21 protein-coding genes and 3 pseudogenes are annotated in these 26,187 nt (G+C 61.9%); 15 read left to right on the top strand and 9 right to left on the bottom strand.

Annotated features, from left to right (window positions below):
* Positions 1-6: 6 nt before the first annotated feature.
* The 4 genes and pseudogenes from H7K34_RS03330 to H7K34_RS26855 all read left to right on the top strand — a co-directional run bounded on the left by H7K34_RS03330 (position 7) and on the right by H7K34_RS26855 (position 4,059).
* Positions 7-719, top strand: a pseudogene (locus H7K34_RS03330) (SDR family NAD(P)-dependent oxidoreductase).
* 2 nt (positions 720-721) lie between these two features.
* Complete coding sequence (locus tag H7K34_RS03325; RefSeq protein WP_264059886.1) at positions 722-1,498, top strand: acetoacetate decarboxylase family protein; 777 nt, start codon at positions 722-724, stop codon at positions 1,496-1,498.
* Between the two features lie 733 nt (positions 1,499-2,231).
* Positions 2,232-2,375: pseudogene (locus H7K34_RS03320) on the top strand (FAD-dependent monooxygenase); the annotation flags it as partial.
* A gap of 270 nt (positions 2,376-2,645) precedes the next feature.
* Positions 2,646-4,059 (top strand): annotated as a pseudogene (locus H7K34_RS26855) (tryptophan halogenase family protein).
* A 78-nt stretch (positions 4,060-4,137) separates the two neighbouring features.
* Here the strand turns inward: H7K34_RS26855 and H7K34_RS03310 are convergent.
* The gene (locus H7K34_RS03310; RefSeq protein WP_264059883.1) at positions 4,138-6,738 is read right to left on the bottom strand and encodes a helix-turn-helix transcriptional regulator; all 2,601 of its coding nucleotides are present in this window, start codon (positions 6,736-6,738) and stop codon (positions 4,138-4,140) included.
* 1,161 nt (positions 6,739-7,899) lie between these two features.
* On the opposite strand from H7K34_RS03310, the gene H7K34_RS03305 reads away from it, so the two are divergent.
* The gene (locus tag H7K34_RS03305; protein ID WP_264059880.1) at positions 7,900-8,934 is read left to right on the top strand and encodes a CobW family GTP-binding protein; all 1,035 of its coding nucleotides are present in this window, start codon (positions 7,900-7,902) and stop codon (positions 8,932-8,934) included.
* 104 nt (positions 8,935-9,038) lie between these two features.
* Here H7K34_RS03305 and H7K34_RS03300 read toward each other — a convergent pair whose 3' ends face one another.
* Positions 9,039-9,617, bottom strand: a complete 579-nt coding sequence (locus H7K34_RS03300) for a carboxymuconolactone decarboxylase family protein (protein WP_264059878.1) — start codon at positions 9,615-9,617, stop codon at positions 9,039-9,041.
* A gap of 220 nt (positions 9,618-9,837) precedes the next feature.
* On the opposite strand from H7K34_RS03300, the gene H7K34_RS03295 reads away from it, so the two are divergent.
* From H7K34_RS03295 to H7K34_RS03285, 3 genes are all read left to right on the top strand, one after another.
* Positions 9,838-10,785, top strand: a complete 948-nt coding sequence (locus H7K34_RS03295) for a LysR substrate-binding domain-containing protein (protein ID WP_308203141.1) — start codon at positions 9,838-9,840, stop codon at positions 10,783-10,785.
* Positions 10,786-10,936: 151 nt separating this feature from the next.
* On the top strand, positions 10,937-11,569 hold the full coding sequence (locus H7K34_RS03290; protein WP_264059875.1) for a sigma-70 family RNA polymerase sigma factor: 633 nt from the start codon (positions 10,937-10,939) through the stop codon (positions 11,567-11,569).
* A gap of 129 nt (positions 11,570-11,698) precedes the next feature.
* Positions 11,699-12,037 (top strand): cupin domain-containing protein, encoded by a 339-nt coding sequence (locus H7K34_RS03285; RefSeq protein ID WP_264059874.1) that lies wholly within the window; start codon positions 11,699-11,701, stop codon positions 12,035-12,037.
* Between the two features lie 25 nt (positions 12,038-12,062).
* On the opposite strand, the gene H7K34_RS03280 is transcribed toward H7K34_RS03285, so the two are convergent.
* The 4 genes from H7K34_RS03280 to H7K34_RS03265 all read right to left on the bottom strand — a co-directional run bounded on the left by H7K34_RS03280 (position 12,063) and on the right by H7K34_RS03265 (position 15,720).
* Positions 12,063-12,728, bottom strand: coding sequence for a nitroreductase family protein (locus H7K34_RS03280; RefSeq protein WP_264059873.1), 666 nt, complete (start codon positions 12,726-12,728; stop codon positions 12,063-12,065).
* A gap of 34 nt (positions 12,729-12,762) precedes the next feature.
* A complete protein-coding gene (locus tag H7K34_RS03275; RefSeq protein ID WP_264059871.1) occupies positions 12,763-13,476 on the bottom strand; it encodes a 2OG-Fe(II) oxygenase in 714 nt (237 codons plus the stop codon).
* Entirely contained in the window at positions 13,476-13,988 is a 513-nt protein-coding gene (locus H7K34_RS03270; protein WP_264059870.1) for a methylated-DNA--[protein]-cysteine S-methyltransferase, read from the bottom strand. Before H7K34_RS03270 ends, H7K34_RS03275 begins: the two co-directional genes overlap by 1 nt.
* Positions 13,989-14,097: 109 nt before the next feature.
* Positions 14,098-15,720 (bottom strand): FAD-binding protein, encoded by a 1,623-nt coding sequence (locus H7K34_RS03265; protein WP_264059869.1) that lies wholly within the window; start codon positions 15,718-15,720, stop codon positions 14,098-14,100.
* Between the two features lie 335 nt (positions 15,721-16,055).
* Here H7K34_RS03265 and H7K34_RS03260 point away from each other — a divergent pair, with 335 nt between their 5' ends.
* The 7 genes from H7K34_RS03260 (at position 16,056) to H7K34_RS03230 (ending at position 23,058) form a co-directional block, all read left to right on the top strand.
* Complete coding sequence (locus tag H7K34_RS03260; protein ID WP_264060512.1) at positions 16,056-16,562, top strand: RNA polymerase sigma factor; 507 nt, start codon at positions 16,056-16,058, stop codon at positions 16,560-16,562.
* A complete protein-coding gene (locus tag H7K34_RS03255; RefSeq protein WP_264059866.1) occupies positions 16,559-17,161 on the top strand; it encodes a methylated-DNA--[protein]-cysteine S-methyltransferase in 603 nt (200 codons plus the stop codon). Before H7K34_RS03260 ends, H7K34_RS03255 begins: the two co-directional genes overlap by 4 nt.
* Positions 17,158-17,778 (top strand): hypothetical protein, encoded by a 621-nt coding sequence (locus H7K34_RS03250; protein WP_264059864.1) that lies wholly within the window; start codon positions 17,158-17,160, stop codon positions 17,776-17,778. The genes H7K34_RS03255 and H7K34_RS03250 overlap by 4 nt, the downstream gene beginning before the upstream one ends.
* Before the next feature lie 71 nt (positions 17,779-17,849).
* Positions 17,850-18,791 (top strand): alpha/beta hydrolase, encoded by a 942-nt coding sequence (locus tag H7K34_RS03245; RefSeq protein WP_264059858.1) that lies wholly within the window; start codon positions 17,850-17,852, stop codon positions 18,789-18,791.
* 60 nt (positions 18,792-18,851) lie between these two features.
* Positions 18,852-19,460, top strand: a complete 609-nt coding sequence (locus tag H7K34_RS03240) for a TetR family transcriptional regulator (RefSeq protein ID WP_108923912.1) — start codon at positions 18,852-18,854, stop codon at positions 19,458-19,460.
* A 272-nt stretch (positions 19,461-19,732) separates the two neighbouring features.
* Positions 19,733-20,149 (top strand): MmpS family transport accessory protein, encoded by a 417-nt coding sequence (locus tag H7K34_RS03235; protein WP_372510674.1) that lies wholly within the window; start codon positions 19,733-19,735, stop codon positions 20,147-20,149.
* Positions 20,146-23,058, top strand: a complete 2,913-nt coding sequence (locus H7K34_RS03230) for an MMPL/RND family transporter (RefSeq protein WP_264059854.1) — start codon at positions 20,146-20,148, stop codon at positions 23,056-23,058. Before H7K34_RS03235 ends, H7K34_RS03230 begins: the two co-directional genes overlap by 4 nt.
* On the opposite strand, the gene H7K34_RS03225 is transcribed toward H7K34_RS03230, so the two are convergent.
* The 3 genes from H7K34_RS03225 to H7K34_RS03215 form a co-directional block, all read right to left on the bottom strand.
* Positions 23,051-23,833, bottom strand: a complete 783-nt coding sequence (locus H7K34_RS03225) for an SDR family oxidoreductase (RefSeq protein WP_108923916.1) — start codon at positions 23,831-23,833, stop codon at positions 23,051-23,053. The genes H7K34_RS03230 and H7K34_RS03225 overlap by 8 nt on opposite strands.
* Positions 23,834-23,916: 83 nt before the next feature.
* Positions 23,917-24,261 carry a ferredoxin gene (gene fdxA, locus H7K34_RS03220; protein WP_264059852.1) on the bottom strand — a complete coding sequence of 115 codons (345 nt, stop codon included), beginning with the start codon at positions 24,259-24,261 and terminating at the stop codon, positions 23,917-23,919.
* A 101-nt stretch (positions 24,262-24,362) separates the two neighbouring features.
* On the bottom strand, positions 24,363-26,012 hold the full coding sequence (locus H7K34_RS03215) for a sensor histidine kinase (protein WP_264060510.1): 1,650 nt from the start codon (positions 26,010-26,012) through the stop codon (positions 24,363-24,365).
* Positions 26,013-26,187 lie beyond the last annotated feature (175 nt).

Genomic DNA, 26,187 nt, shown 5'->3' with positions numbered 1-26,187 from the left:
AAATCCATGAGTTTGCCCGACCCCACCACCACAACGCGCGCGATCGTCACCGGCGCCTCATCCGGCATCGGCACCGCGCTCGCCGAAGGCCTTGCGCGCCGTGGATATTCGCTGATCCTCATGGCCCGCCGCGATGACCGTTTACGAGAGCTGGCCGACCGGCTAACCGCGGCACACAACATCGCCGTGGAGATCCGCGCCGTCGACCTCTCAGATGCCGCTGCACGTGACACGTTATGTACCGAAGTTGCCGCACGCGAGATCGCCGTGCTGTGCAATAACGCCGGGTTTGCCACCTACGGGGAGCTGGCGAAGGCTGATCCTGCCCGCGAACGCCAACAAGTCGAGCTAAATGCTGTCGCGGTGCACGACCTCACGCTCGCTGTGCTGCCAGGGATGCTCGACCGTCGCGCAGGTGCCGTGCTGATCACCGGCTCCACAGCAGGCAATCAGCCCGGCCCCAACAATGCCACCTATGCGGCGACGAAGGCGTTCGCCAACACGCTCTCGGAGTCGTTGCACAGCGAACTGTCCGGTACCGGTGTGCAGTGCACACTGCTCGCGCCCGGCCCGGTACGCACCGAATACGCCGAGGTCGCCGAGGCTGCGAACCTCGACCGCCTGCTACCGGGACCCATATGGGTCTCCTCAGCGGTCAATACGCGCCACGCGCCCTGATCGGACCCATCTTGCGGACCGTCTATCAAAAGGTGAAATGAGCATGGATTGGGAACCTGGCACACGGTCGCAGGGACGTAGCCTCGGGGCCGATCTGCGCCGGACACTGCGCATCGCCGATCCGCGCCGCAGTCTCTACCGAGACGCGCACTATTTCACCGCCACCGTCGAGATCGACCCGGACGCGATGCGACAATGGCTGCCGGCGGGCGTTCGGCTCGCCGAACCGCCTACTGCGGACGTGTTCACCGCATGGTTACCCGACTGCAATTACGGATCGGCGTATCACGAGGCAGGCTTGTTCGTCCACATCAGGACGCTGCAAGGCACCGGAATCCATTGCCCCTGGATGATTCTCGACGACGACGTCGCCCTAATCCTCGGCCGCGAACTCCTCGGCTATCCGAAAAAGCTCGGTGAGATCGACTGGTCGCTATCCGATACCGCAATCCGCGCTATTACAAGCCGCCGCGGCCATAAGCTCCTGCACATGAGTGGCCGCCTCGGCGACCTGATCTCCGATCCGCCGCCGATCCTCGCCCGTCCACACCGCAACGTCGTCGGACTGTCCGGACTACTCCCGTCCTGGCTGGTCGGCTTCACCCCACGCGAAGAGGTCGTCGAAGTTCGGCGCGTGGTGGATCTCAGCCTCGAAATCGGCGGTTCCGAGCGAGACCCCATCGACCAGATGGGTATCGGACGGGTGCTCGACGCTCGTCTGCATCGGGTCAATCTGCTCGGCGTCTGGGTGCCACCGGTCGTCTTGCGACCCTTGACCCCACTGTTCGCTATGTCGCACATGCGACCCCGAATCCTGTGACAGGACAACATCGATGACTATCGCCCGACCGCATCACGACCGAACCAGTCGCCATCTCGCGTCCCGTCACCTAGGCACCCCGTCACCCGGATCGACACCCTGGATCAGGCGCTGGGTGCGCCCGGTGGCTACGGCACCCGGCTTGGTGCCCACCGCACCGCCGCACTCGATTTCGCAGCGAGTTCACCGGTACCGGCGTACCGGACGCGGTGCGCACAAACGACCTGATCTCGCTGCCGTATCCCACCCGGTACGCACTGTTCCGCGCCGCGATCGGCTCGACACCGTTCCTCGCCATGCCAATGTGAACGACCGCCAATACCGGCGCAGCAGTCCAAGAAGGAAGGCCCCCCCTGCCCGCACGATTTCGTCACATTGACACTTTGCCCGTTGGTGGCCCGGGACGCCACTCCCCCTGCGCACCCAATTCCCCCACGACCACGGAGAGACTCGACCTTGAACTTGATTCGATCATCACCCGGATCGGCACATCGAAAGGAGCGTGACGCAGGGCTGGGCCACCGCGGAGGCAAGTGCGCCTTTGGATCGCCTGCCCATTCGGAAGGAACCCGCGGCTACCACCGGAACGCGTGGGTTCGTCTACCTGTCTCGCATTCGAAGAGACCAAAAAACCACCTGCCTGCGTTAATCGTTGGTGATGTGTGGCCATCGGCCTTTGGTGAAAGATCGTGACGTAGGGACTCTTGACTAAGAGAGGTGGGGGTGACGAACTATGACCGACTTGGCGACGGCGGCTTGCATCGTCGGGGGCGGGCCTGCGGGGATTGTGCTGCGCTTACTGCTCGCCCGCGCCGGCGTTGATGTCGTCGTCTTGGAGTCACACTCAGACTTCAACCGTGATTTTCGTGGCGACACGCCGCAGCTTCGAGGAAACTCGCCGTGTCCTCGAATGTCGCGTTGACCGGGTCGGCATCAATTTAGCTATCCAGGATGCCGGCGCCACCGCGAATGCGGTATCGCGCCATTACGCGTGACACAGGATTTCAGCATCGAATTCAATTACGCGGCGTTGGCGATAGCTCGCCATAAGCATTCGGCGGCTACGGCTGTTTTGCATTTGGTGCAGCGGTTCGGTATTGACGGCGCCCTAAGAGGTAAATACGTTGCACTGTTAAGGAGAAGTAGTATGTTGCAAGGAATTGTAATTGTAGGTGGCGGCACTGCAGGATGGATGACAGCGTCGTATCTGAAGGTTGCGTTTGGGGACCGAATTGCGATAACGCTGGTCGAATCCGAGCAAGTAGACACGATCGATGTAGGCGAAGCGACATTCAGCACTATCCGGCATTTTTTGAATACCTCGGCCTCGAAGAGCATGAATGGATGCCCTCGTGTCACGCCACCCATAAACTTGGCATTCGCTTCGATAATTGGCGCGAGCCCGGCCATCACTTCTATCATTCTTTCGAACGTCCACGAGTCGTCGACGGGTTCAATCTCACAGATTGGTGGCTTCACACCGATCAACACTGTCTGAGCAAGGCACACAGTTTCCCTACGCGTACTACTTCGACGCGACGCTGCTCGCGGACTTCCTACGAGACTTCGCAGTGCAGCGTGGGGTCCGACATCTTCGCGACGATGTTGTGGCTGTGCTTCAAGACGACCGCGGTTGGATCAGCCACCTACGCACACGAGCAAGCGGGGATGTAGCAGGCGACCTATTTGTCGACTGCACGGGCTTCCGCGGTCTTCTGCTGGGCAGGACGCTCGAGGAGCCATTTATTTCATACCCCGACCTCCCAAATGATCGTTCGGTCGCCTTGCACGTCCCGACTGATACGAATTGCACGCAACTGCATCCGTATACAACCGCCACAGCCCAAGATGCTGGCTGGATCTGGACGATCCCGCTTCTAGGGTGGATCGGGACCGGCTACGTCTACGCCGAGACATACTGCAGCCCTGACGAAGCAGAACGCACCCTCCGAGAGTTCGTTGGCGCTGCTGCAGAGGAACTTGAGGCAAACCATCTTCGAATGCGAGTCGGGCGCAGCCGACGATCCTGGGTTCGGAACTGCGTCGCGATCGGACTGTCCAGTGGCTTCGTCGAACCACTCGAGTCGACTGGAATATTTTTCATACAACACGGCGTAGAGCAGTTGGTGAAGCACTTTCCAGATGAGCGTTGGGATAAGACCTTAGCGGACGCATACAACCGGAGGGTCGAGCAATGCATGGAAGGTGTACGAGAGTTCTTGGTCCTGCACTATCGTGGGGCAGCGCGTGTAGATACAAAGTACTGGCGTGACACTAAGACTCGTGAGATACCCGCCGCGCTCACCGAACGACTCTCATGTTGGCGAACCAAGTTGCCCGATGCCGAATCAATTTTTCCGTCTTACCATGGATTTGAGGCTTACTCGTACGTCTGCATGCTGATTGGGCTGGGCGGCATTTCGCTGCGGGCGCCCTCGGCTCTATCGCTGCTCGACTCAAGCACCGCCCAGCGGGAGTTCGCGTTGCTTTCCGACGAGGCGTCGGAGCTATGTCAGCTACTTCCTACAGATTACGAGTACTTGATGCAATTAGCATGGTGAGCTGTGGGCCGACGATCCAGTCGCGCAGCGCTTTTCGACGACACCCTGTCGCTAGTACCTAGGGTCTCCGGCGAAACTTTAAGTATCCCTCATGTTGTCGGGAAGCTGTGCGATCCTTGCCAGATCGACGCGTGATCGAATTTCCAGCTTGCGATAGATCTGGCGTAGGTGAAATCCGACTGTATGGGGCGAAATGAACAGCTCTCGAGCCGCTTGTCGGTTAGTGAGGCCTCGCGCCGCAAGCCGCGCCACCTTCTCCTCCATATCAGTTAGGCTCGCCCACCCTGATGCGGGGCGCGTTCGGTGAATCCAGTGCCGACGCCGAACACCAAGGTCACGCAGCCGATGACGGAGCCGAGCGGCATCCCAGTTCGCGTCGAGAATCGCGAACCCGGTCATCGCCGTACTTAACTCGGACACTGCGCCCACCCGGTCAACCGTGCTGAGTAGCACACCGGCATCCTCGCGCGCCGAAGCTTGAGCCCACGGATCGGAGTAGTGTGCGGCAGCCATTTTCACCGCCTCAGGGTCCCGATCCAGCAGGCCGCGGCCATGGGCAGCGATATTCGCGAATAGCGATATATTTGGGTTCTCCGCGCTGATCATCTCGGTCGTCTCCACCAATCTTCGGGCAAACGAACGATCTCCCGCGTTGCAAGCTAACCGAACACACCACACAGCGGAGATGGGGTCTGCCAGCGTCAGTTGCAGACCGTCATCCGCATCGAGCAAAGCCTCCAGCGCAAGTTTGGTCTCATCGCAGGCAGCGTTCACTTGCGCAAGCACCAGACATCGCACTCCCCACAGCGGATTCAACGGGTCGCGCGGGAGGGACTCATCCAGGAGGCGCGCGCGCTCAGAAGCATTCGCCAACTCGCCGCGGCGCAACGCGGTCAACGCACGCAATGCGTGCAGGAAAGGAAATGGCAGCACGGCGTGATAACCCCGGCACCGCTCTAACGCTTCAGACGCATCCAGTTCTGCGCCGGCAAGATCGCCTTTTGCGAATCGGTACCAGCCTCGGAGCGACACAGGGACCGCTGCTAGCACGTCACTGTTGCCTGATTCGATGACGCAGGTAATAGACTCCATTACTGTCTGGGCGGCTTCCAACTCCTGCAACCGCAGCAGCATCCATGCTTGTTGCCATAGCGGGTATGAGGTGAAGGCATAGCCAGACGAGCGCCGCCACAGGCCAGCCGCGTCTTCGATCGCGCACAATGCATCATTGATTTTGCCCCTGCGCCAGGCGCCCGTTGCGCGCACTGAAAGCGCAGCAATCGTCATGTCCGCGGGCCGTCGGGATGCACCGGTGAGTATCGATTCGGCGACCGCGCCGGCGGTCTCGACATGCGAGAAAGATGAGATCGCAAGCCGCACCATGTCAGTACTGCGGGAAACCCCGTTTCGTGCAGCCCCATCTGAGGCTGAGGTTAGGGCGAGAGCTCGGTTAGTTTCGCCTTGCAACGCCATAACGATAGCCATGCTTGCTTTGACGCGGTCTGCCATCAGGCCGGTGTCCTCGGTGGCCTGGCCAATGAATTTTTCGGCAATCTGAGCCGATTGCTCTAGGCACCCGGATCGTAGGAGCCCAATCATCGCAGTGCCCGCCATCGCGAAGTGTTCGCGACTACCGTGCGGCGTTATCTCCATGCCACGCAATGCCAATGCGGCCGCAGTGGCAGGTGCGCCGATCAACAGCCGCTCTGCCGTACGCGCAATTGTACCGACACCCTCGACATTGTCAGGCCGCGGGGACTGCAGCAAATGCAGAGCTGATTCCTTGGTGTGTCTGCCTTTTCGCTGAACGAGCATGGTGGCCGCCTCACGATGCAGCAGAGAGACTAGCGGTATTGGTACGGTGGCCAAGACAGCCCGCCAAATCAAGTCGTGCGAAAAGGTGAATTCTTCTGCCTCGCTGGTGATCAGGCCTGACGCGACCGCGTCAGACATCGGCACCAACAATTCTGCGGGAGAGCACCCGAGCATCTCCAGCAGGTCCTGCGGAGAAAACATGCGGCCGAGCACGGCAGCGACTTGTAAGCAACGTCGACTTGGCTCTGACAGTCCCGCAAGCCGATCCAGAACTCGCGATAGGAGTTGTGCAGGGACAGCAGTAGTTTGTCCTTCTGGCCGGGTTAGCAGTGGCCTAGCCGCGGATTCATCGGTTCGTAACTGCGCGATGCCATCGTTGATGTCGATTGCGCCGTCTTGTTCGAGGCTAAGCACCAACTCGACCACGGTCTTGGGGTTGGAATCAAAACATTGGCACAATACGACCAGATCGTGGCTGGGCTCAGCCCCCAACAGGTCGTGAACGACCTCGGTGACCGCTGACTTTGATAGCAGTCCCAGGGGTTCTAGATGCTGGACTCGCTCATCCTGACTGAGAGCAGTGAAGAATTGAGCACCTGGCGTCTCCACGCCGCCTGAGCTTAAGGCGAATTCCCATACCAGCGGAACGCCGGAGAATTTACCTACCAGACCAGACAGGGCCCTGATGTTGGCTGCATCTAACGCTTGCAGATCATCGATGGCGACGAGTACCGGTTGATGGCGGATCAGCTGACTAATGCGGGATTCCAGATGGGCGGCTCGCGTGGTAGGCGGCGTCAGAGACTGAAATCTCTCCGCGAGTCCATCCACAACGGCGAAGCCCCGCCGCTCAGCCTGCACCATCGACTCAATCAGAAGCCGACTCTTTCCACTGCCAGTCGGCGACGCCAGCAGGAGGATCCTGCACTGTCGGCTTTTCGCCGCCTTGTCAAGTGTGTTGAGGATGCACCTCAGCTGACTCTTACGACCGCGCAACGCGCGCAACGATTTCGGATCCCATCTGCATCCCTGCACCGGAAATCTCCTGTCGTGAGTAGGAGGAGCTGACGGGAACAGTTGAATCGACAGTCGACGTACCAGGAACGCCCTGCGAGCGAATTCCTCACGTCTTCAGGACTGCCTACTTGCGGCAAGCCGTCTGGGTGCTTCGATATGCCAGCCCGGTATGTGTGCGACGCGAGTCGCTTTGATGGCAGCCAACACTCGTTTATATTCAATACGCATTTGGTACCGTCAGTTTGGCCCCATCCCCGCGTCCGAGAACCGCGTGAGAGCCCATCTGGAACACTCGTGATACCCCCGACGCGGCGCCCAGACAGGCCGGCAGGATAGGGACATCCACAAGCGCCAACCGGGTGCCATTCAGCGAGATTGCCTGTCGCCCTGGGAGACCCGTTGCGATTGTGACGTCCTTGGCTCTAATTGCTTGATTAGTCAACGCGCGGAACAGAATTCACGATGTCGGCTTTTGTCGTTTTCACGCCATGGGCTATAGTTGCATATGACAATCATTTCATATAATGAATATATCACCGGCTCTCGCGCCGAGGTCAATGTTACGTGAATCACAACCTCACTGCTGCGGCCAGTCACTAAATACTTTGCTGGCCAATCGATTTGTTCGGATCATCGTCATTCCTGGCTCCTGTTCATGGAACGGACGAGCGCATTGCTGCGAGCTCTGATCCGCACTGACTATGCTGGCCCCGACCGGGCGAGGTTCGCGACGGCTTCATGGTCGCGAAGTTTCGATTTCGGCGCCGCGCTAGCGTCACACGCCGATGTACTCATCGTTGACATCGAGAGAGCGATGGTGCGCGCGGGCAAGCCGGTGACGGGAGGCGGTGAGATTATTGAACGATCTCCCACGCGCTGCTCACCTCCAACGTGCCCGCAACGGCCTGTTGCGCCTTATTGAAAATCATTAGCATTACACTTGGAGCGCCGATCTGGTCAAGCACTGTGCCCGGATCTGCGGGAGCCGGTGGGACGGGAAGGACATGTGTGCGAGCGATCCCCGTGATTAGCTTGACGGGCTATCTTGGCGCCGGTAAAACAACTCTCCTCAACCACGTGCTTCGTAGTCCGGGAGCGCGAATTGGCGTAATTATCAATGACTTCGGCGAGCTCAATGTCGACGCCATGCTGGTAACCGGGCAGGTCGACGAGCCTGCATCTATCGCCGGCGGCTGCATCTGCTGCCTGCCCGATGACGGTGGGATCGACGACGCATTGGCCAAGCTCGCCGATCCTCGGCTCGATCTGGATGCCGTCATCGTCGAGGCCAGCGGGCTGGCCGAACCTGTCGCCGTCGCCCGGATCATCGGCTTCAGCGAGGTTCCCGGCATCCGGTTCGGCGGACTTGTCGATGTCGTCGATGCCACGACACACTTCGACACCGTCGATGTCGGCGCTATGTCGCCGGCCCGCTACGGCGTAGCCTCTCTCGTCGTTGTCAACAAACTTGACCAACTCCCCCAGCACGATCGCACTGCCGCGGTCGAGCGGGTGGAACGGCTCGTGCGAGAACGCAATCCACGCGCGACCGTCGTCGGAGCGGTCGCCGGTCAGATCGACCCTGCACTGCTTTACGACGTAGCCGGAACGCGCGACGAGCCGGGCCAGCTCTCGTTGCGCGAACTGCTCGTCGATGCATCGACCGACCCCGCGGTCCACAATCACGACCACGACAATTCGCACGCCGACTCGGTCACGGCGACGAGCACAGGCGAAATCGACCCGGGCGCGCTAATCGACTTGCTCGAGAACCCGCCGCCAGGCGCATACCGACTCAAGGGCGCCGTGGCGGTGCGATACGGCGCAGCTACGCACACCTACGCGGTCAATCTGGTCGGCGCGGCGATTCACATTGCAATCGCGCCGCCTGGGATGTCGGCCAACTGCCTGGTTGCGATTGGGATTGGCCTCGACACCCATGCCGTCCGTACCCGCCTTGATGCTGCTCTGCGTCCATTCACCGGCTCGGCGACGCTGGCCAATATCCACCGTCTCCGACGCTATCGCCGACGCAACCTCTGACTGCTACCGATATGGCGCAATGGCGGCTGAGCGCTAAAAGGCAACACCCCAACATATTCCGTCACAGTGACGTTTTCTCTTTTCGGGCTGCCGTGTGCGGCTGGCTAGCCGGTCGCGACGACCGACCCGGAGTTCCAGGGCGCCAAGCGCTCAGATGAGCCATTCAACTCGGGTAGATCGTCACTGACATCCCAAGTCGCCGAGAGTCGCCCGACCCCGAGAGCGATTGCGCAGTGCAAGCCGAGTTCCACCAGCTGGTCCTCGCTGAAGTGCGCACGCAATCCGTCGTAGACCGCATCGTCGATCGCCAAGTGGTTGGTCGCGAACAACTCGGCGAAGTAAAGAGCCGAACGCTCGGCGTCCGAAAGATTTTCCGCGTCAGCCGGTCGTTCCAGCGAGCAGACCGCATCCTCGTCGAGGCCGTCGTCGATGGCGCTTTGGTAGCGGACTGCGATGCAGCTGCGGCATTGGTTGAAAAAAGCGATGCGCAGGCGCACCAGCTCTAGCAGCCGCGGCGACAGACTCCCGTTGACGCGAAGCGCCGCGGTCAATGCGCCCAATGCCTCGGCCGCCGCGGGAAGGCGACTGACGATGGAGGCAACGCCGAGGTTGATCCGATCCCCTTGACCGAGGCCTTCAGTCGGCACCGCGGCGAACGCTGCGGAAGGCGCGATTCGTGTCACTTCATCGTCTCCTATGTACACCTGTCTGAGCCCCTGGAGTATCGCCATTCCGGCAGTGAGTAGCAACGATCGCGATGCAGCTGATGACGAAAAGTCGTACCCGCGCGGAGGCCACACAACGCGATTGGACGGTGTTACACCTCATAGCAGCATCCAGGAATCATCGATTCTGACGATGATCTGGACATATTCCTTCAACTACATCGATGGGATTTCAGGGATGGAGCTTCGGCAACTTGAGTACTTCATCGCTGTTGCAAGCGAGATGAGCTTTTCGCGCGCGGCGCAACGAGTTCGCGTCGTTCAGTCCGCCCTCTCCACATCGGTCAGCAAGCTGGAGAAAGAACTCGGCGTAGAACTGTTCGATCGATCCAAGCAGCAGATCAAGCTGACCCCGGCCGGTGAGTTGTTTCGGGATCATGCCCGCCGCATCATCCACGGTGCTCAACTGGCCAAGGATTCGATCAGCGACTACCTCGGCGAGCTCTCCGGCACCGTGGAGGTGGGGTCCCTCATATCCTTTGGTGCGCTGGACATCCCAAAGATTTTGGGCGAGTTCCACCGCACCTATCCGTTCGTCCAAATCATGCTGCGGCTGAGTCAGTGGGGCTCGACGCCACATCTCGCAGCCATCGCGAACGGGTCGCTCGACCTGGCCTTCGTGTCGGCGCCGGATCGCTTCCCCACGGGTATTCAGATGCGGCTGCTGACTGAAGAGCCGATGCTTTTTGTCTGCAGGCACGATCATCCGTTGGCGCAACGCGACCGCATCGGCATGGCAGAAATTGCCGAGGAGAACCTGATCGGCTTCCCCGCCGAATTCGGATTGCGCCGACTAGTGGAGAACGCCTTCGCGGCGGCCGGCGTCACACCACACACTCCGTATGAAGCCGCAGTCAATTACGGGGTCGCGTCCAGTCTGGTCCGACACGGATTGGGCACCATATTCATGCCCGCCAGCGACGCTAGCCGCTTTCCGGACCTCCGTGCGGTGCCGTTGCAGCCAGAGATCGTGTGGCCAATCTTCCTCGCTATGGGAACGCCAGCACGCATCGCGCCTGCCGCTGCGAGGCTCACCGAGTTGATCCTCTCGTTGGCGCCGCCCGCGACCGCAACCTCGGTCGATAACCTAATAACCCCAGCCGACAGCACCTTTCGCGATCCGTAACCGGCGTCGCCTACTGGCCTGGTAAACCGCACCGTACAGCCGTTATCTCCAAATTTGATAGCCCAGATCAGAACCATTCATTGGACACGATCAAGTTTGGTTGCTCTGATGAAGGGGCACAATCGCGCTCAAGATTACGAGGTTGACGATCATGCCGGTGCCCCCGCCTAATCCCGAACTGCAGGAGTCCACGAGCCCGAGTCCCGACGAGCTCGCAGCACGATTCGAACGCGACGTCATGCCGTTGCGGGATCAGCTGTACCGTGCGGCACGCAGGTATAGCCAAAGCCATGCAGACACCGAAGACCTCGTCCAGGAAACCATAGTCAAGGCTTACGTCGGATTTGCCTCCTTCAGGGAAGGGACAAACCTGCGCGCATGGCTTTTCACGATCATGAACCATACGCGGATCAATTACTACCGCACAGCACAACGTCGCCCAACGGAGTGGTTGGCCGGCGACGTGAGCGACTATCTGATTCCCACTGGCCCCCCACAGCCGGGCGCCGGGCGATTGTCGGCTGAGGCCGAAGCTCTCAACTCGATCGTCCACCCCGAGGTTCGCCAGGCACTGCAGAAACTCCCCGAGGGGCAGCAGCTGGCTGTTTACTATGCCGACGTCGAAGGCTTCCGATACAAGGAGATCGGCGAAATCCTCAACATACCGCTTGGTTCGGTCATGTCTCGCATTCATCGAGGACGCCGGAACATGCGAAAGCTGCTGATGGACTTCGCCATTGAGCAACGATATATCCGCGAACCCGAGGTAGTAGTCGCCGCGTAATGACAAAGTAGGCGACCCAGGGTTAAGATGAGGTCGATGCGTTCACGTCGCGCGGTACTCGTATTGGTTCTCCTTTTGCTATCGCTCGTTACCCCCCCGACGCGTAGCGCTGCGACTCCCGGCAGCGGAGTGCATTCGGCTCAACTAACCCAATCATCGGAAGAGGGAAGAGATTTCATCGTCCGGGAGATCACCATCGACCCGGGCGGCAGTACCGGCTGGCACTGGCATGATGGCACTCTAGTCGGAGCGGTCAAGCGCGGCACCCTCACCCATTATTCGGCTGACTGCTCAATTGACGGCGTATACCACCCGGGTGATCCGGTTACCGAACCCGCGGGGCCCGAACACGTTCATCTGGGCCGCAACCTCGGCGCCACGCCCCTGGTCCTCGAAGTCATCTACATCATGCCGACGGGAAAGCCACTTGCCGAAGATGCCCCAAATCCCGGTTGCCCCTTCCCCTGACAGAGGGGCCCGAGGGAGAACCCGATCAGCCGGGAAACGGCATCCCGTCGAATCGCTCCGAGGTGACGAACTCAGAGATCGGGCGCCGTCGTAACTTCGTCACTTGGCGCACGGGTCTGCCCAACGGCACCAGCGCCGCGATCGCGTATGAGTCGGGTATGCCGAGAAGATCTTTCGCCCGCTTCTCCTCGGCGACAACCATCGTGGTCAGTACTCCGCCGTAGCCTTCATTGCGCGCGGCCAGCAAGACGTTCCACACAAATGGGTACACGGATGCGCCGGGTACCACCGCGATACGGTCCAGGTCCTGGTCGGTAGCGGCAACGACGGCGAGGTTCAGACAGATCGCCAACACCACCGGCGCATCACGAAACGGGGCCGACATCTGCTCGGGAACCTGCGCAGCCTCGATCGCGGATGCGTCTAAGCTGGTTGGCTGCAACGGATTCCACGGCGATTCGCCGTTGGCGAGCTGTGCCGTGTAGCGGCGGGCAGCGGTTAGCCCAAGATCCGCCAAGGCCGAACGGGTCTGCTGATCGCGTAGCACGATGGCGCGCACGCCCTGCCGGTTACCGCCGGTAGGTGCAAAGCGGGCGCTGTCGAGGATGCGCCCGAGAACGTCATCGGGAAGCGGATCGTCGGTGAATTCGCGTACTGCGGAGGTGGATCGCATGACGTCGTACAGCTCCATACCACCATGGTGCCCTAGCCGGCCGTCATGATGTTCAGGCCGCGTCGTGAAAAATCAATCCCAGCGTGTAGCGCTGGCCGGAACGGACCGCGGAAACGCCGTGCCGGACTGGGGCTGCCGACCAGCCCCGCGTCGATCGGACCGGCCGTTCTCTGGTGGTGAAGACGTAGCCGTGTCCTTGCGGCAACGTCATGACCGTCCCACGTGACTGAGCTCGGGCTCGCTGCTCGACGAGCAGGAATTCGCCCCCGGTATGCGCCACTCCGGGCTCATTGAGATTGATGACGACCTGCATCGGAAAGATCAGGTCTCCGTACAGGTCTCGGTGCAGGGCGTTCCAATCTCCGGGCCCGTACTTGAGCATCAGGGCGGTGGGCTTGGTTTGCGCCGCGCTGTGGCACATTTCGAGCCATTCGTCGAGGGAGTCGGGCCAGGGGGTTTCGCGGCCAAGCTTGGTCCACCAGTCGCGGGCAATCGGCAGCAGCCGAGGATAGAGTGCCTGCTTCAGGTCTTCGATCGGACGCGGATAAGGCCGTTTGAAGTATCGATACTCGCCTTGCCCATAGCGGTGCCGGCCCATGTCGACGATGGTGCGGAACAAACTGTCGTCGGGATACAAATCGATCACCGAAGCGCACTCCGCGGGGGTGATCAGCTCCGGCAGCAGCGCACCGCCGACATCGTTCATATCGGCGGCGACCGCTTCCCAATCCGCGGCATCGACGCGCTTACGCCATGTCGATGGCATCAGAACAGTCTGCCAGCCACCGCGGGTGCCGGCTCTTCGAGCTTCAGCAGGAACCGCTTGCGCTTCAGCCCGCCCGCGTAACCGGTTAGCGCGCCGTCCTTTCCGACCACCCGATGGCACGGAACGACGATGCTGAGCGGATTGCGCCCGACGGCCTGGCCCACTTCGTAGGCGGTGGTGCCGTCAGCCAGTTCGGCGACCAACTCACCGTATGTCTTCGTCCGTCCGTAGCCGATGTCGGTGAGCAGATCCCAAATTCGGTGCCGCCGCGGGTCACCCATCAGTGCCATTGGCAGATCGAATTGGGTGCGCTCTCCCGCCAGGTATTCGCGCAGCTGCTCGCCGGTGCGGCCGAATAATTCATCGGCGGCCGGCTCGACGAACTCGCCGAGCGTGTCTGCGGTGGGCGGGTGCCAATGATGCCGGAAATACACACCCGTCAACATGTCACCGTCGGCGACCAGGGTCAGCTCGCCCAGCGGGCTCTCGATCATCGTGTGCCGCGCTGTCATCGTTCAACCTCCTCTATAGGTAGACGACGACCGGTCGACAAGCGTGAGGTCGCGACCTCAGATAGTGGTCACGGGTTACCCGTTGTTGAGGAGCTGAGCGCTTGGCGGCTCAGGCGCTCGCCGGATCGAACGGAGGTAACGCAGGTTGTTCCTGGACAGCATGTTCGGCGGCCCGCCGGCCAGAGAAAATGCAATCGGCCAATGACAGGCCGCTGACATAAGAGTTGGCACAGATCCCGACCGCGGTGCGTCCGGCAGCGTAGAGGCCGGGAATCGGTTCGCCGGCGACCGTTTTCACCGCGCCGGTGAGTTCGTCGACGAGCAGTCCGCCGAGGGTGAACATCGGGCATGGATTGATCAGGCTTCGTTTGACCGAGATCGCGATCAATGAAAACGGTCCCTGCCCGACAGGGCGGACGAATTCGGCGGGCTTTCCCATCGGATCGAGCTGTCCTGCGCCCGCGGCCTCGTTGTGAGCGGCCACTGTACGACGTAGTCCCGCAGGGTCGATTCCGGCCTTGATCGCGACTTCCTCGAGGGTGTCTGCCCGGATGCGGTCGGTGCGCAGCATGGCTTCCATCTGTAGCCGTTGAAACCAGATTGCCTGCTGTGGTAGCTCAGTTCGGGCTTGTCTGAGCAGCGCTTGATCGACAAGGATCCAGCCTTGGCCGTTGTGGTCTTGGATCATCGCGTGACCGACGGCAGCTCCGTAGCGGGTTTCGTCGATGATGCGCTGGCCGCGCGAGTCGACAATCAGTGCGCCCAGGAATGCGCTGGGCGGGGTGATGAACCGCCAGGCCGAGACATTGTCGAGCCGATCGACGGCAGCGCCGATGGTGGCCGCCAATTGCATACCGCTGCCGTCGTCTGCGGTAGTGCCAAGCTGCAGCCCATCGCGGTAGGCCGGCGCATGCGTAGCGATAAGTTCGCGGTTCGCGATATAGCCGCCCGCACAAAGGATGACGGCCTTACGAGCACGAATATCGACGGTACGCGCATAGCGCCGCTCCAGGTGGTTCAGCCGTCTTTCCATCGCCGCGCGCAGCGGCGGGTAATAGATGCCCGGTTTGACGGCAAGTGATGCATACGTGCGGTAGCGCTGCCGAACCCACGCCGGTGCGCCGGCAAGAGTGCTGGTTCGCACGGCGACGACCCGGCCGGACGGATCGGTCAACAACGACATTGCCCGGGTGTGGAATTGGGTGCGCACTCCCAGACGCGCTGCTGCAGCGGCCAGCGGTTGATAGATCTTCTTGCCGGACGCCCCTGCCCCCTTGGCCCGGTGGCCGCGCTGCACCGGCGGAGTGATGCCGCGGAAGCGCCCGGAGTTCTCGCTTCCCGAGTAGTAGAGGTAGTACTTGTTGTTCGGATAGGAAGTCTTGTACGGACATACCGATGCCTCGAAGGGCACGCCGTGGGCGGTGAGCCAGTCGATCATCTCCGGGCTGGAATCGACGAAACGGCGCAGGGTTTCGGGTCGGACTGCATCGCCGATCTCGGCCTGCAAATACGCGAACATCCCTTCGGCGCTGTCGGCGATACCGCCTGCCCGTTGAACCCACGTTCCGCCACCGGCGTAGATGATGCCGCCGGATACCTGTGTGGCGCCCCCACCGTTGAACCGGTCGATCGCCATGACATCGGCCCCGCGAGATCGGCCTTCCAGTGCCGCGCATACACCCGCGGCCCCGAATCCCACCACCACTACATCCGCTGAGCGGCTGTCGATCATCACTACCCCTTGTCGCCTGGCACCGGCCCCGGTCGGGCGCGATTAGCGCATCGTGTTGCCTACCTTAGAACGTGTTCTAGTTTGTGGCTACTCCGGTGGCGAGTGTGGATATGTTGACTTTAATCAGCTATGTCCGGGTTTATCCGGGTATGAGCGGTCCGATTTCATGGACATAGATACTAGAGTCATTCGTATTAAGAATGCGGCGTCCACTGTGCCGGTGCTGGCAGCAGTGGGTGTACGACTTCCAACCCACATCGCGGACGACAAGACTCTTTCTCACATTCCACGATGCGCCGACGTCTTCAAATCAGGAGCAGGAGGACATCGCCAAGGTGAATGCCGAGCAGGACGTCAAACCGCCCTTCGAGGCTGTCGTGGCACACCACGGTGCCACGGTGCTGCGAGTCGTGCGTGCCGTGGTCGGACACAACGATGCCGACGACGCGTGGTCGGACACCTTCCTGGCAGCATTGAGGGCTTATCCACAATTGCCGGCCGGCGCCAACGTCGAGGCGTGGCTAGTCACGATCGCGCACCGCAAAGCCATCGACATCACCCGCGCGGCGTCACGGCGGGCCGTCCCGGTCGCCGACACCCCCGACTCCCCCGCCAGGGAACGGGCTGATGGCCACGATCTCGATCTGGACGCGGCCGTGGGCGCGCTGCCACCCAAGCAGCGCCAGGCCGTGGCGTACCACTACTTGGCGGGACTGCCCTACTCCGAGATCGCGACGATCCTCGACAGCAACGCTGCCGCTGCCCGACGAGCCGCAGCCGACGGCATCGCCACCCTGCGGCGCACATATCCTCTTCTCGACATCGCAAAGGAACGACCATGACCTCGACCGACCTCGACCGCTACTACCCCGTCGACCCGGATCATCTGCAGCGCCTACACACCCGTCTGGAAATCGGCGCCCAGGCCGCCGATCTGCTAGACATCGCCTATCGCACAGTGGACTCCGCAGTCGGGCCGCTGCTGCTGGCTGCCACCCCTCGCGGACTTCTCCGAGTGGCGTTCGAGAACGAGGATCGTGACGGCGTGCTGCTGGCTCTGTCCGAGCGGATCAGTCCGCGGATGCTCGAGGCCCCCGCGCGGCTGGACCCGATCGCACGACAGCTCGACGAATACTTCGCCGGCGTCCGGCGCCACTTCGACATTGCCCTGGACTGGTCGCTGTCGCACGGGTTTCGGCGCGCGGTGCTGGAACACCTCAACACCGACATCAGTTACGGCGCGACGACCAGCTATGCGGCGATGGCGCAACTGGCCGGCTCCCCCAAGGCGGTACGCGCCGTCGGCACCGCGTGCGCAACGAACCCGATTCCCATCGTCGTGCCGTGTCATCGGGTAATCCGATCCGATGGAACCGTCGGCGCCTACCGCGGCGGGTCCGTGGCGAAGGGATTGCTGCTCGACCTCGAGCGGGCGGGATGACGACGGAAGGGCCGGCGCGCAACCGGGTCTCACCGCTCGGAGAGATCGTTGCCGTGTCGGGTCGTGGCGCCTGGATGGGCAACCGCGGGCGTCTGCACCAGGGCCGCGGTCAACGCGACGTTTTTCGCAACCATCAGCACAAGATCTGGATCACGTGTGTGTTGTCGTTCCGGGGCCGCCGGGTGGCGCAGTGGGAACCCAATCGGTACACGCCACTGTTCTTCCTCGACGAGGCCGTGGCGCTGGCTGCCGGTCATCGCCCATGCGGTGAATGTCGACACCGCGCCTATCAGACCTACCGGTCGCTATTGTCTGAAACACATTATGGGACAAACGTTTACGCGAAGCATATGGATGCGCAGCTACACGGTGAGCGGATCGACGGGGCCGGCCATCGTGCCCCTTGGAACGGTCTGCCCGACGGAGTATTTGTCGCTACCGACTTAGGTGCGGCCGTCGTCGTCAGCGACCACCTCACGGTTTGGGATCGGGACAACTCCTATCGGCGAAAGCTGCCACGCCCTAGGGCCGGCGAGGCCACGGTGCTGACCCCGCCGTCCACAGTGCGGATCTTGCGCGCTGGATACCCCGTCCACATCGATGATTGCGCGCGGTAACCGGCCGTTGACATCGTGCCCGCTGTGTATGGTCAAAGTGGCCTGTCGGCGCGAGGGAACAGAGAAAACCCATGGCAAATCGGTTGCCCGCGAATGCCTTCACCGCGCCACAGGCCGTGGATCCCGATCTGCGTAAGGTCGCCCGCTTTCTGCCCCGGGGATACGCCCTGCACCGCGGCTACAAGGTTCAGCGAGCCATCATGCTGGCCCTCGGCAACGCCGGCCGGCTCCGTGATGTACCGGCGGTCGCGGTCGACGAACACGTCAAGGTTCGCATGCATCGTCCGGCCGGCCTCCCCGACCGGGCTCCCGCGCTGTTGTGGATCCATGGCGGCGGCACCATCATGGGAACCGCCGTCCAGGACGACAAGTCCTGCCGCAAGCTATCTCGCCTGACCGGCGTCGCGATCGCAGCCGTCGAACACCGCCTGGCTCCAGAGCACCCCTACCCGATACCGCTCGAAGACTGCTATGCGGCGCTGCTCTGGCTAGCTCGCCAGCCATGGGTCGACCCCGAGCGAATCGCCGTCGGCGGGGCAAGCGCCGGTGGACATTTCGCGGCAGCGGTCGCACAACGGGCGCACGATCGCGGCGAAGTCAAGCTCGCCTATCAGATGCTGGTGTACCCCATGCTGGACGATCGCACGGGAGCAAACGGCGACGGCCGCAAGCGCATCATGTGGACCGAGGACGATAACCAACTGGCCTGGCAGTGGTACCTCGACGGAGCAGACCCCGCCGAGGCCGCACCGGGACGTCGGCCCGATTTGGCCGGACTGCCAGCAGCATGGATCGGGGTCGGGACGTTGGACCTGTACTACCAGGAGTGCCTCGACTACGCCCGGCGTCTCCGCGAGGCGGGCGTGCCTGTGCACGAGGAGATTGCGCCCGGCGCGTTCCACGCGTTCGACCACATCGTGGACAAAGCAGCGATCTCGGTGAAGTTCTTCGCGAGCCAGCGCGACCACTTATGGGCCGCCCTGGCCGCGCCCGCAGACGACCCCCTGGCCTAAGCCACGCGGTTAACGAGCCATTTGACTGCAAAGTGTGCAGTTCGTGCAACTATGGGTGGTATGGCCAACCCATTGGGGCTGCGCGAGCGGCGCCGGCGCGAGACCAGCGCAGACATCCGCGACGCCGCGGTGCGCCTGACACTCGAGCGCGGCTTCGACAAGGTGACCATCGACGAAATCTGTGCCGAAGCCGGAATCTCGACACGCACCTTTTTCAACTACTTCCCGAACAAAGAGTCCGCGCTCGCCTACGGCCCCTCAGACATCCCTCCTGAGCTGGTTGCGGATTTCGTCGCGGACGGGCCCGCGCCTTACTCGGTCGTGCTGGCCGAGCTGATCACTCTGGCCGCGCATCACCTGCGCGACGTGCCCCCGCCGCGAGAGTATGCCGCCCACATGCTCGAACTCGCCAAGACCTCGCCCGCGGTGCTGGCCGCGTTTCTCGCCGATCTGGAACGTTTTCAACTCCAGCTAACCGACATCATCGTTCGCCGTCAGGACATGAAGCCGGACGACGAGATGGCCCCCTTGATCTCCGCGCTGGCGTTGACCGCCGTGCGCTCGGGCATCGAGAGGTGGGCAAGTGACGAGCCCAAGGACGCCGAAGACACGCCGATGCCCTACGTCGAGCGCGCCGCCGCGCTGGTCAACAGCATCTTCACAAAGTGATCTGAAACACCGCGGGCGAATCTTGCATGATGTGCAAGATATGCACATCATGTACTATGCGCTGGTGGCGGTGTTCGGGGACGCTTCCGCAACGCGGGGCATGTATCGGTACCGAGAGCGGCCATCGGCGCGCGCACTCAGCTATCTCCGCAGGCATGAAATGGGCGCGCAAGTCCGAGCAGCGGCCGCGAGTCGCTGCTGAGTCGTGCGGCTCGTACCGGCAATTCACGGCGATCAGAAAAGGACTCGGGTAGTTGCTGCTATCGAAGATCGTGCGGAACGCATGGCTGCCGCTCTTGATCGTGGCGGTTGTGGTGGTCGGCGGCTTTGCCGTTGTCCGGGTCAAGTCCTTCTTCGGCGCCAACGACACCGGCGTCATGACCAGCCCGCGGCTCGAAGACTCCAAGCCGTTCAAGCCGAAGGTCGTCAAGTACGAGGTATTCGGCTCGGCTAGCCATGCGAACGTGAACTACCTGAATCTGTCCGCCGACCCGACCCGGGTCGACGGTGCGCCGTTGCCATGGACGCTGGTGCTCAGTACGACGGCGCCGTCGGTCTTTCCCAATCTCTCGGCGCAAAGCGATGGTGACTACCTCGGTTGCCGCATCACGATCGATGACGAAGTCAAGGCCGAGAAAATTAGCACCGGCGTGCACGCCCTGACATTCTGCCTGGTGAAATCCGCATGAGCACAACGTTCAACGACGCCCGCACCGACGCGCTCCCGACCGCTGCAGAGCCGGTGCGGGAAAAAATCCCGCGCTTTGTCCGCAAGTTCGCCGTCCCCATCATCCTCGGCTGGATCGCAATCATCGCGGTGCTCAGCACGGTCGTCCCAGACTTGGACACGGTCGGGAAGATGCGCTCGGTGTCGATGGCTCCCGACGATGCGCAATCGGTGGTCGCCACGAAGCGCATGGGTACGGTGTTCAACGAGTACAAGTCCAACAGCTCGGCGATGATCGTGTTGGAGGGCCAAAATCCCCTGGGCGCCGATGCGCACGCCTACTACGACCAGATCGTCAAGAAACTCGACGCCGACACCAAACACGTTGAGCACGTTCAGGATATGTGGAGCGACCCCCTGACCGGGGCCGGCGCACAAAGCAACGACGGCAGGGCCGCCTACGTGCAGGTCTACCTGGCCGGCAACCAGGGCGAAGCCTTGGCCAATGAATCGGTCGAGTCCGTCCGGAGCATCGTCAAGAGTGTGCGCCCGCCCAACGGGGTAAAGGCCTACGTCACCGGACCGGCGGCGCTCGCAGCCGATCAGCACATGGCCGGTGACCGCAGCGTGCAAGTCATCACGATGTGCACCTTCACCGTGATCATCGCGATGTTGTTGTTGGTCTATCGATCGGTCATCACGCTGTTGCTGACGATGGTGATGGTGGTGCTAGAGCTATCGGCGGCACGCGGAACGGTCGCATTTCTGGGCTACCACAAGATCATTGGGCTTTCGACGTTCGCAACCAACCTGATCGTCACGTTGGCCATCGCGGCCGCTACCGACTATGCGATCTTTTTGATCGGCCGATATCAGGAAGCCCGGTCTGTCGGCGAGTCCCGAGAAGACGCTTATTACACGATGTATCGGGGCACCGCGCACGTGGTGCTCGGGTCCGGTATGACGATCGCCGGCGCCACGTTCTGCCTGCACTTCACGAACCTGCCCTATTTCCAGACGCTGGGTATCCCGTTGGCCATCGGCATGGTGGTCGTGGTGTTTGCGGCTTTGACGCTCGGCGCTGCGGTCATCTCGGTGGCTACGCGTTTCGGCAAGACCCACGAGCCCAAGCGGACACAGCGTATTCGCTTCTGGCGCAAGGTTGGCGCCCTCGTGGTGAGGTGGCCGGGCCCGATCCTGGTCATGACGATCGGAGTGGCACTGGTCGGCTTGCTCACGCTGCCCGGGTACCGCACCAACTACAACGACCGCAATTATCTGCCCACAGATCTGCCCGCGAACGAGGGTTACGCAGCCGCGGACCGGCACTTCTCACAGGCTCGGATGAATCCCGAAGTGCTGATGATCGAGAGCGACCACGATCTGCGTAACTCCGCGGACTTCTTGGTCATCGACAAAATCGCCAAGACGATCTTCCGGGTGCCGGGTATCTCACGCGTGCAGGCGATCACCCGGCCCGAGGGGAAGCCGATCGAGCACACCTCGATCCCGTTCCAGATCAGCATGCAAGGCGTCAGCCAGCAGATGAATCAGAAGTACCAAGAAGACCAGATGGCCGACATGCTCAAGCAGGCAGACATGATGCAAACGACCATCGACAGCATGGAAAAGATGTCGAGCATCACCGCCCAGATGGCCAACGACATGCATCAGATGGTCAAAAAGATGCACGACATGACCATCGACATCAATGAATTGCGCAACCACATGGCCGATTTCGAGGACTTCTTCCGGCCCTTCCGCAGCTACCTCTACTGGGAGAAGCACTGCTTCGACATCCCGGTGTGCTGGTCGATTCGCTCCGTCTTCGACGGCCTGGACGGCGTCGACACAATGACCGATGACATCGAGAGTCTGCTGCCGATCATGGATCATCTCGACACCCTGATGCCTCAGATGGTGGCACTGATGCCCAGCATGATCGAAAACATGAAGGCTATGAAAACCACTATGCTGACCATGTATTCGACCCAAAAGGGTTTGCAGGATCAGCAGACTGAGGCGCAGAAGAACTCGAACGCCATGGGTAAGGCATTCGACGCTTCCAAGAACGACGACTCGTTCTACCTACCGCCGGAGATCTTCAACAACGCCGAGTTCAAGAAGGGGATGAAGAACTTCATCTCCCCCGATGGCCATGCGGTGCGCTTCATCATCAGCCATGACGGCGATCCGATGTCGGCAGAAGGCATTTCGCACATCGCCGCCATCAAGAAGGCCGCCTACGAATCATTGAAGGGCACTCCGCTGGAGGGCTCGAAGATCTACCTCGGCGGCACCGCGGCAATCTTCAAAGACCTCAGCGAGGGCAATACCTACGACCTGTTGATCGCCGGAATCGCTTCGCTGTGCCTGATTTTCATCATCATGTTGATCATCACCCGAGGTGTGGTGGCCTCGGCGGTCATCGTCGGAACGGTGTTGATTTCGCTGGGTGCGTCCTTTGGACTGTCGGTGCTGATCTGGCAGCACATCATCGGCATCGAGCTGCACTGGATGGTGCTCGCGATGTCGGTCATCATCTTGCTCGCCGTGGGCGCCGACTACAACTTGCTACTGGTAGCGCGGTTCAAGGAGGAGATCCACGCGGGCCTGAACACCGGCATCATCCGGTCGATGGGCGGCACCGGCTCGGTGGTCACGTCGGCGGGATTGGTCTTCGCGTTCACGATGATGACCATGGCGGTCAGCGAGCTGACCGTCATCGGTCAGGTGGGTACCACCATCGGCCTCGGCCTGCTGTTTGACACCCTGATCGTGCGGTCCCTGATGACGCCGTCCATTGCCGCGCTGTTGGGCAAGTGGTTCTGGTGGCCGCAGCGAGTGCGGCAGCGCCCGGTGCCTTCGCCGTGGCCTGACCCAAAAGAGAAGCAGGCCAACGAGCCCGAATCCGTATCTGCCGCTAGGTAACCCACTCCGGCTGCGCGTCCGTCTCTACCGCGGAAAAGTCTTTGTGCCCCAAGCCGGCGGTGGTGCCACCGTCGACCACGAACTCCGAACCGGTGGAGTAACTAGACTCGTCACTGGCCAGATAGACCACCAGGCTGGAGACCTCCTTGGGGTCGGCGGCCCGGCCCAACGCGGTCTGGAAGATGTCGTCGGGAACCCAGTCGGTCATCGGCGTCTTGATCAGCCCAGGATGGATGGAGTTCACCCGAATACCGCTGGGCCCCAGCTCCAGTGCCGCCGACTTGGTCAGACCCCGGACAGCGAATTTGCTTGCGGTGTAACCGTGGCAGGCGATAGTGCCGGCGATACCTTCGATCGAGGAGATGTTGATTATCGAGCCTCGGCCGGCTTCCTTCATGGGTTTCACCACGGCGCGGATACCGAGGAACACGCCGGTCAAGTTGATGTCGAGGATCCGCTGCCACTCCGAGAGCGCGTAGTCCTCGAAGGTGCCGATGTTGATGATGCCGGCGTTGTTCACCAGCACGTCGATGCCGCCGAACTCGCTGACGGCGGTTGCCACCGCCGCATCCCAGTCGTCGGGCTTCGTCACATCGAGGTGCAGGTAACGAGCCGAGTCGCCGACTTCAGCCGCTACCGCCTTACCTTCGTCGTCGAGGATATCGCCGAACACGACCCTGGCTCCCTCGGCGACCAGCATTCGCACGTGTGAGGCGCCCATCCCCCGCGCACCCCCACTAATCAGCGCGACTTTTCCCGCCAACCGTTCTGCCACTGCATGTCTCCCGTCGTGTCGGTGCGCCAGGCGTAGACGCTGGCGATCACCATACAGATGCGCGGGGATGTATGACCAGAGTTTCAGACGGTAGCTGCCGGCATCGCCGCGATCAACCGGGTGTCCGCGCCCACTCGCCCCACTCCGGTGGCGCCGCCCGGGGAACCCAGCGGGCCGGAGCGCCCGGGAAGCGGCAGCGCGAAGAATGCGGCGTTGTCGTCCAGGTGTGCTTGCTCGTCGTCGGGCAGGTCGCCCTCCCAGTAAATCGCGCCGGCGTGGCAAGCCGACCTGCAGGCGCCACAGTCCACGCACTCATCGGGGTTGATGTACATCGTTCGAGCACCCTCGTAAATGCAGTCCACCGGGCACTCCTGAACGCAGGACTTCTCCATCACGTCGACGCACGCCTTGCCGATTACATAGGTCATGAGGATGACGCTACGGACCAGGGCTCGACCGCCGCGCCTGTCGAAAGCCCTCAGCGCACGGGACCAAAGTCCCTGCCGCACAGTGCTACTGCGCCACGTCGTCAGCGATCGGCCAACGGAGCTGTCCAGCGCACCCTGGTGCCGCCCCCATCCGGGGTGGTGACTTCGCAAGATCCGCCGACCTGCTCGGCGCGGTAGCACAAATTGGCCAATCCGCTGCGACGCGGGTTGTCGGCGGGAATGCCGCAACCGTTGTCGGCGATGTCGACGGTCAGCATGTCGGCGACGCTGACATCGACGGTCAGCCGTGTCGCGCAGGAGTGCCGGATGGCGTTGCTGACGGCTTCGGCGGTGACCGCTTCGGCATGTTCGGCCAGTTCGCCGCCGACGGCGGCCATCGGGCCGTGCAGGCGCACCGTGGTGACGAGGTCGCGGTTCCCGGTCAGGTCGGCGACGACCCGCTGGATCCGATTCCGGAAGCCGCCGTCGCTGCCCAGGGGGGATTTCAGCTGGAAGATGGTGGTGCGGATCTCCTCGATGATGGTTTGCAGATCGTCGAGTGTGCGGTTGAGCCGCTCGGAGATCTCGGCTGAACGCACCCGCGCGACGGTGCCCTGAAGATCCATGCCCGCGGCGAACAACCGTTGGATGACGTGGTCATGCAGGTCGTGGGCAATGCGCTCCCGTTCGGCCACGATGGTGAGCTGGCGCGCGTGTTCGCGGCCTTCCGCGAGCATCAGCGCTATCGCGGCGTGCGTGGCGAAATCACTGACCAAGTTGAGGTAACTGTTGTCGAAGGGGGGTTCGTTCGCGTTGCGCGCGACCGCGATCACTCCGGCGACTTTGTCGTGAGCCCGCAGCGGCATCACAATCGCCGAGCGTTCTCCGACGTCGGTGAAGGCCTGAATCGGATAGCTCATCGATTCGGTGATCAACGGGATACCCGAGCGGAAAACCCCGCCGCTGGTGGATCTATCGACCGGAACCCGTTGACCAACAACCTCATTGGCGTTGAGTCCGACCGCGGCAGAGACGACCAGCGTGTCGTTTTCGTCCGCGGGCAGATCGGCATCAACCGGGACGAGCACGATCGCCTGTTCGGCTTCGGTGAGGGCACAGGCCCGTTCGGCGATCAAGTGCAACGGCGTCGTTCGCGAGTCGACACTGGAAAGCAGCGCGGTGGTGATCTCACGACTGGCATCCATCCACTTCACCGACGTACGCTCGCGCTCGAATACTCGCGCATTGTCGATCGCGACCGCCGCCGCGAAAGCCAGCGCGCGGGCGGCGACTTCGTCGGATTCAGAGAAGACCCGCGTCGGCTCGTCGTGGGCCAGATACAGATTGCCGAACACCGTTCCTCGAATGGTGATCGGCACTGCGAGGAACGCGCGCATTGGTGGGTGGTGCTCGGGAAACCCGACTGCGGCCGGGTGCGTGGTCAGATCGTCCAATCGCAACGCGAGGGTATCCAGCAGCGACACACTCAGAATTCCCTTGCCGACAGGCAACGGACCGATTTGTTGCACCAAATCGGGATCGATTCCGTCGTGGACAAACGAGATCAATCCGCCCTCGGGATCACGTATCGCCAACGCGCCGTAGGGGGCTGAGGTCAAATCCCTGGCCGACATGACAATTCGACGCAGCGTCGCATCCAGGTCAAGATCCGACCCGATCTCGACGATGACGCGCAGCAGTTGCTCCATTTGATCGCGCCCTGCCAGCAACTCGTCGAGTTGCTCATGCATCCGGTCAACCAGGCCGCGCCGGCCGAGTCCGGCGAAAGCCGAGCCGCTCTCATCGGTGGCCACTCGACCCAATACCTCCATGAGATCTTCGGCGGTGAGCAACCCGCGTCGACGGAGCCGGCAACGCCACGGTGCCTTGGCTCAGCTTAAGCGGATCGCTGTGGCGCGGGCTACG

Origin of the sequence: Mycobacterium montefiorense (assembly GCF_025823255.1) — a bacterium.
GTDB classification, from domain to species: domain Bacteria; phylum Actinomycetota; class Actinomycetes; order Mycobacteriales; family Mycobacteriaceae; genus Mycobacterium; species Mycobacterium montefiorense.
Note: the sequence above shows the minus strand (reverse complement) of the source record. Positions and strands in the feature narration are given on the sequence as shown.